Annotated in this window: 5 protein-coding genes; 2 read left to right on the forward strand and 3 right to left on the reverse strand. The window is 66.4% G+C overall.

Annotated features, from left to right (window positions below; translation table 11 throughout):
- Positions 1 to 119: 119 nt before the first annotated feature.
- Both RIF85_RS14185 and RIF85_RS14190 read left to right on the forward strand, forming a co-directional pair.
- The gene (locus RIF85_RS14185; RefSeq protein ID WP_309072548.1) at positions 120 to 1,616 is read left to right on the forward strand and encodes a glycoside hydrolase family 43 protein; all 1,497 of its coding nucleotides are present in this window, start codon (positions 120 to 122) and stop codon (positions 1,614 to 1,616) included.
- 106 nt (positions 1,617 to 1,722) lie between these two features.
- Entirely contained in the window at positions 1,723 to 2,730 is a 1,008-nt protein-coding gene (locus RIF85_RS14190; protein ID WP_309072549.1) for a LacI family DNA-binding transcriptional regulator, read from the forward strand.
- Positions 2,731 to 2,770: 40 nt separating this feature from the next.
- Here RIF85_RS14190 and RIF85_RS14195 read toward each other — a convergent pair whose 3' ends face one another.
- From RIF85_RS14195 to RIF85_RS14205, 3 genes are all read right to left on the reverse strand, one after another.
- Positions 2,771 to 3,778, reverse strand: coding sequence for a nitronate monooxygenase (locus RIF85_RS14195; RefSeq protein WP_309072550.1), 1,008 nt, complete (start codon positions 3,776 to 3,778; stop codon positions 2,771 to 2,773).
- Between the two features lie 38 nt (positions 3,779 to 3,816).
- Positions 3,817 to 5,499 carry a thiamine pyrophosphate-binding protein gene (locus RIF85_RS14200; protein WP_309072551.1) on the reverse strand — a complete coding sequence of 561 codons (1,683 nt, stop codon included), beginning with the start codon at positions 5,497 to 5,499 and terminating at the stop codon, positions 3,817 to 3,819.
- On the reverse strand, positions 5,499 to 5,776 hold a 278-nt coding region (locus tag RIF85_RS14205), incomplete at its 5' end, for an arginase family protein (protein WP_309072552.1). The genes RIF85_RS14205 and RIF85_RS14200, both read right to left, overlap by 1 nt.

The raw sequence follows: 5,776 nt of genomic DNA on the forward strand, positions 1-5,776 counted from the left end.
CCGGCTCCACCCGCCAATCGTCAGGGAACAACTTACTAAACCTTGACGGCCCACTATTCGCATGCGATATTTTCAACGTTGTAAACACCAGCGCACTCCTGACCGAAAGGACCGTGATAATGACGTCACGATCACCGCAAAGCCAGCTCCGCAAGCGCATCACCACAGCAACAGCCGCCCTCGGCATGAGCGCAGGCCTCATCCTCACCGGCATCGCACCCGCACCGGCTGTGCAGACCGACACCACCCAAACGGGCAACGTACTGAAGGCGTCCGAAACCTGGACCGGCCAGGGAACCCCGTTCACCCAGGACCTTCCCGGCGGCAAGTCCGTCGTCGGCGAAACCTCCCCCATTCACGACCCTGCCCTGATCATCGACGATGACGGCACCTGGTACGTGTACTCGACCGGCCGGATCAATCGCGAGAACGGCGGAACCATCCAGATCTGGTCCTCGCACGACGAAGGCACCACGTGGGAGTACACGGGTGCAGTGTGGGACCAGATCCCGGGCTGGATCGACGATCACTTCGCCGGCGGCACCCTGCCGGACAACCTCTGGGCACCTGAGATCTACGAGAACGACGGTACGTACTACCTGTACTACTCGGCTTCCCAGTTCGGGACCAGCAACTCACTCACCGCTCTGGCCACCAACACCACGCTTGATCCCGAGGACCCTGACTACGAGTGGGTCGACCAGGGCCTCGTGGTCTCCTCACCGGCAGCCGGCCTTGACCCCAACAATCCCAACAAGACGTTCAACGCAATTGACGCCGGCATCGTGGAGGGTGAGGACGGCAGACCCTACATGGCCATCGGATCCTTCTGGTATGGGATCTTCCTGATTCCCATCGAGTGGCCCAGCGGAAAGCCGGTCGAGAACTGGCAGTCCCAGACAGTGAACATCGCCGACAGGTTCATGTGGGGCAACCCGATCGAGGCCCCGTACATCACCAAGAACGGTGACTACTACTACCTCTTCGTTTCCTTCGACTCCTGCTGCCGCGGCGGCGACTCCACCTACAAGATCGCGGTGGGACGGTCCACGTCCGTCACGGGACCGTACCTCGACAAGGACGGCCGGGACATGTTCGGTGGCGGCGGCACGGTAGTGCTGGACGCTCACGGTGCCGTGACCGGACCGGGCGGACAGTCGGTCTTCGGTGACTACCTTGCCTTCCACTACTACGACGGCGCCAACAAGGACATTCCCTACTTCCCCACCCTCGGACTTCAGAAGATCAACTGGGTGGACGGCTGGCCCGAGTTTGACCAGACCGTTGACCTGCCCGCGGTGACGCAGGCGCCCAAGCCGGCGTCCGGCGTCGTCGGAAGTAAGGCGACCTTCCGCGCGGAGGCATCCGGCACCCCGGCCCCGGTGGCGCAGTGGGAAACCTCGGCAGACAACGGTGCCACGTGGCAGCGCTTGACCGAGCAGCCCCGCACGATCAATGCGGGCGAGGGTCTTCGCCGCTCACAACTGACGCTGAAGCACCTGAGCGCCGATCAGGATGGGCTCCTGGTGCGGGCGGTCTTCTCGAACGCGCACGGTGTCACGCCCACCGAACCCGTCGCACTGGAGGTTCGGGCACCGGGCGCAGGCAAGCGATGACCTGATTCGCGGGTCAGAGACCCGAAACGCTACAACACGATATATTGCCGGTGGGGCACGCATGTGCGGACCCCACCGGCACCAACACTACAAAAGGACACTTCCCATGGCGGCAACCCTGCATGACGTGGCCCAGGTGGCCGGGGTGTCGTTCAAGACGGTGTCCAACGTCATCAACGACCACCCCAACGTCCGGCCGGCCACGCGGGAGCGCGTCAACAAGGCGATCGCGCAGCTGGGATACCGTCCGAACCTCACCGCCCGCAGCCTGCGCTCCGGCCATACCGGGGCGATCACCCTCGCCGTCCCCCAGCTGCGCCTCCCCTACTTCGCGGAACTGGCCGACGCCGTCATCGGTGCGGCTGAGGCCCGCGGCCTGGTGGTGCTCGTGGAACAAACCAGCGGCGAACGCGACCGCGAGCTCGAGGTGCTGAAGAGCCCCCGTCTGCGCATGTCGGATGGGCTGATTTTCAGCCCGCTCGGCCTCGGTGAAGAGGACGCGGCGCTCGTCACCGCCGAGGTGCCCATCGTGCTGCTCGGTGAGCGGATCTTCTCGGGGAACTGCGACCACGTGACCATGCAGAACGTCGAGGGCGCACGTGCCGCCACCGAACACCTGCTGGACACCGGGCGGCGGCGCATCGCCGTCGTCGGTGCCCATGAGGGTGAAGTCATCGGGTCCGCAGGTCTCCGCCTTAGGGGCTACCGCGAAGCGCTGGAAGCCCGCGGCATAGCGTACGACGACGACCTCGTCGCCTACGTCGGTACCTGGCACCGCGCCAACGGTGCCGAAGCCATGCACGATCTCCTCGACCGCGGGGTGGAGTTCGATGCCGTGTTCGGCTTCAACGACACCCTGGCGCAAGGCGCCATGCGTGTGCTTCAGGAGGCCGGGCGCCGCGTGCCGACTGATGTTGCCGTGATCGGCTTCGATGACCTGGACGAGACCCGCTACTCGATCCCCACGTTGAGCAGCGTCAATCCGGGGCGCCAGGAGATCGCAGAGACGGCCATTCGGGTGCTCCTGGAACGCATCAAGAACCCGGCCGGACCCGCGCCGCGCGAAATCCTCACGCAGTTCCAGGTGATGGCCCGGGAGTCCACCGCCGTCTGACTGCAGGCGGTTTACGCCGGCGCTTCCTGCGAGGGGCGCTCTAAGCCAGCGACCCGATGATGCTTGCCGCCGGTGCGGCCGCAGCCGAGGCGAACCCTGTTCCCGCCCACAGGTGCGCCACGTCAGGGTTGCCCTGAGCGACGGCAGCCTTCCGCAACGGAGCCGTCGCGTGGTGCAGGTGGGGATAGCCCGCGGGAGCGTCTAGATGTTCACGGATGAACCGGTTCGTGAGTCCGCGCGCATAGCGTCCGGTGTAGGCCCGGGTGAGGGAGGTTCCCGTGAACTGTCCGTTACTGAGCGCTGCCCGGTGCACTGGATTCGTCCCCGCCTCGTCGGCGAGGAGGAGCGCCGTGCCCACCTGCACGGCGTCGGCCCCCTGTGCACGCAACCGTCCGACGTCGTCGGGACCGGCCACTCCCCCACCGGCCGCAAGCGGGAGCCCGGTTACCGACCGGATGCTGGCCAGCGTCTGCTCAAGGAGTTGATCGGTAGGCAGTTCCTGCTGGCTGAATGTTCCGCGGTGACCGCCGGCGTTCGGCCCCTGCACCGCGAGCGCCCGGGCCCCCGCTGCTACCGCACATTGCGCCTCGGCCGCCGTCGTCACCGTGACGATGGGGAGGATCCCGGCACCGGCCATCCGCGCGAGGACTGAGGCCTCCGGACATCCGAAAGTGAAGGACACCGCCGCCGGTCTGGCCTCCAGAACGATTGCGAGTTTGGCGTCCCAGCCGTCGTCGTCGTTCCGGGGGTTGCCTACCTCGACGCCCAGCGCAGCAGCCTCCGGACGCAGCGACTCCACGTAGGCATCGAGCAGCCCCGGCTCGGGCTGAAACGAATCCGGCACGAAGAGGTTCACACCCACGGGCCCTCCGGTCAGGCCAGCGACGCTGCGCAGCTGCGCCTCGACGTCCTCCGGCGCGCGGTAGCCGGCGGCGAGGAACCCCAGGCCACCGGCGTTGGTCACCGCGGCGGCGAGCTCCGGCGTCGTCGGCCCGCCCGCCATGGGCGCTCCGACGATCGGCTTGTCAAGATCGCGCAGGTCGAACACGGCGGGTCCTTTGCATGTTGGAAGGGGTGTTTCCCAACCTACAGGTGAGTCGGGGCGAACAACCTCAGCAGCGTCTCCACCACGACGACGTTGGGCCCCTCCGCCGCGAAGCTCGCCTCCAACGCCTCCCGCACGTTCTCCGGTGCGACTCGGACCGCGGGAACGCCGAAGGACTCGGCCAGCTTCACAAAATCAGGTCGGGTGAGCTCGGTTGCGGTGGCCTTTCCGAAAGCGCCCTCCATGTACTCGCGGAGGATTCCGTACCCGCCGTCGTCGACAATCAGCCACGTGACCGGCAGGTCGTGCTGGCGGGCGGTGGCGAGCTCGGCAATCGAGTACATGGCCGACCCGTCGCCGGAGACAGCGAGTACCCGCGCCGGCAGTCCTTTCGAGGCGAGCCCTACCGAACCGCCGATGGCACTGGGAAAACCGAATCCGAGGCCGCCGGCGCCCTGCGCGGAGTGGAACTCACCGTCACGGGAATCCCAGCAGCTCCAGGCCCAGTACGCAGAAATAGTCATGTCCCAGAAGGTCTGCATGTCATCCGGCGCGGCGGCGCGGATGTCGGCCATGAACGTACGTTCCTTGGCCAGGTCCTGTGAATCGAGGCGCGCCTGAACCTTGGCGAGCGTTTCGGCAACGAGCCGGCGGGGGTCGTAGTCGCCGGTCCGGCGTTCGACGGGTTCAAGAACGTCGTCCAGTGCGGCAAGCGCCTGGCCTGCATCGGCCCGGATGCCCAAAGCCGGCCTGTTCGACTCCAGGACCCGCGGCTCGGCGTCGATCTGGATGATGCGTCCGCGCGGCTCGAGCGTGAAGTAGTTGGACGTCACTTCACCGAGCGAAGATCCGATCACCAGCAGGACATCGGCGTCCTCGAGCACCTCCGTGATGTAGCGGTCCTCAGCCCAGGACTGCAGCGAAAGTTCATGGTTCCAGGGAAACGCGCCGTTACCGCCGGGCGAGCAGAGCACCGGGGCGTCGAGCTTTTCCGCCAGCGACAGCAGCCACTTTTCGGCCTTGCCTCGTCGCGTGCCACCGCCTGCCACGATCGCCGGGCGCTTTGCTTCCGACAACCACTTCACTGCCTCGCGGACAAGTTCCACGCGGGGCGGGTTGTCGAACGGCTCCGCCAGGGCGTCCTCCACCCTGGGCACGACGACGGGATCCAGCAGCACATTCTGCGGCACCTCAACCCACACTGGTCCCTGCGGGGAGGAGACGGCCTCGGTCCACGCGTCCTGGATGGCGGACGGTATGCCGGAAGCATGCTGGATCAGCCGCTGGCTCTTGGTGACGTTGGCGGCGGACGCCTTCTGGTCATCGAGCTGGTGCAGCATGCCTTTGCGGCGGGCGCCGAGACCCTCCAGCGGAATCTGGCTCGCAATCACGACCATGGGCACACCGGTGGCGTATGCCTCCTGTAACCCTGCCAGCGACGTCAGCGCGCCGGGACCCGTGGAAAGGAACAGCACGCCCACCTCGCCGGTAGCGCGGGAAAACCCATCGGCCGCGAACGCTGAATTGTTTTCGACGCGTGATGAGACGAATTGGAGGTCAGATCGTGACAGGGCATCGAACAGGCCGAGCGCGTGCTGGCCCGGAATGCCGAAGACCGTGGTCGCGCCGAGCGCACTCAGCGTCTCGACAACAAGGTCACCGCCGTTGCGCTGGCCGGTGACCGGCTGCGGGGGAACTGTGGCGTCGCTTTCAACGGACTGCATTAGCCGTCCTTTCGGGTGGAGATGTCGTCGGCCATCAGACTCACCAGATCGTAGGCCACATGCGACGCCGCCACGCCGGTGAGCTCCGCATGGTCGTAGGCGGGAGCAACCTCGACGACGTCGGCACCGACCAGGTTCATTCCGCGCAGACCGCGCAGGATCTCGAGCAGTTCACGGCTGGTGATGCCGCCGGCTTCCGGCGTACCGGTCCCCGGCGCGTGGGCAGGATCGAGCACATCGATATCGATGGAGACGTAGAGCGGGCGGTTGCCGATGC

Source organism: Arthrobacter sp. (assembly GCF_031179385.1).
In the GTDB taxonomy this organism is placed as follows: domain Bacteria; phylum Actinomycetota; class Actinomycetes; order Actinomycetales; family Micrococcaceae; genus Arthrobacter_D.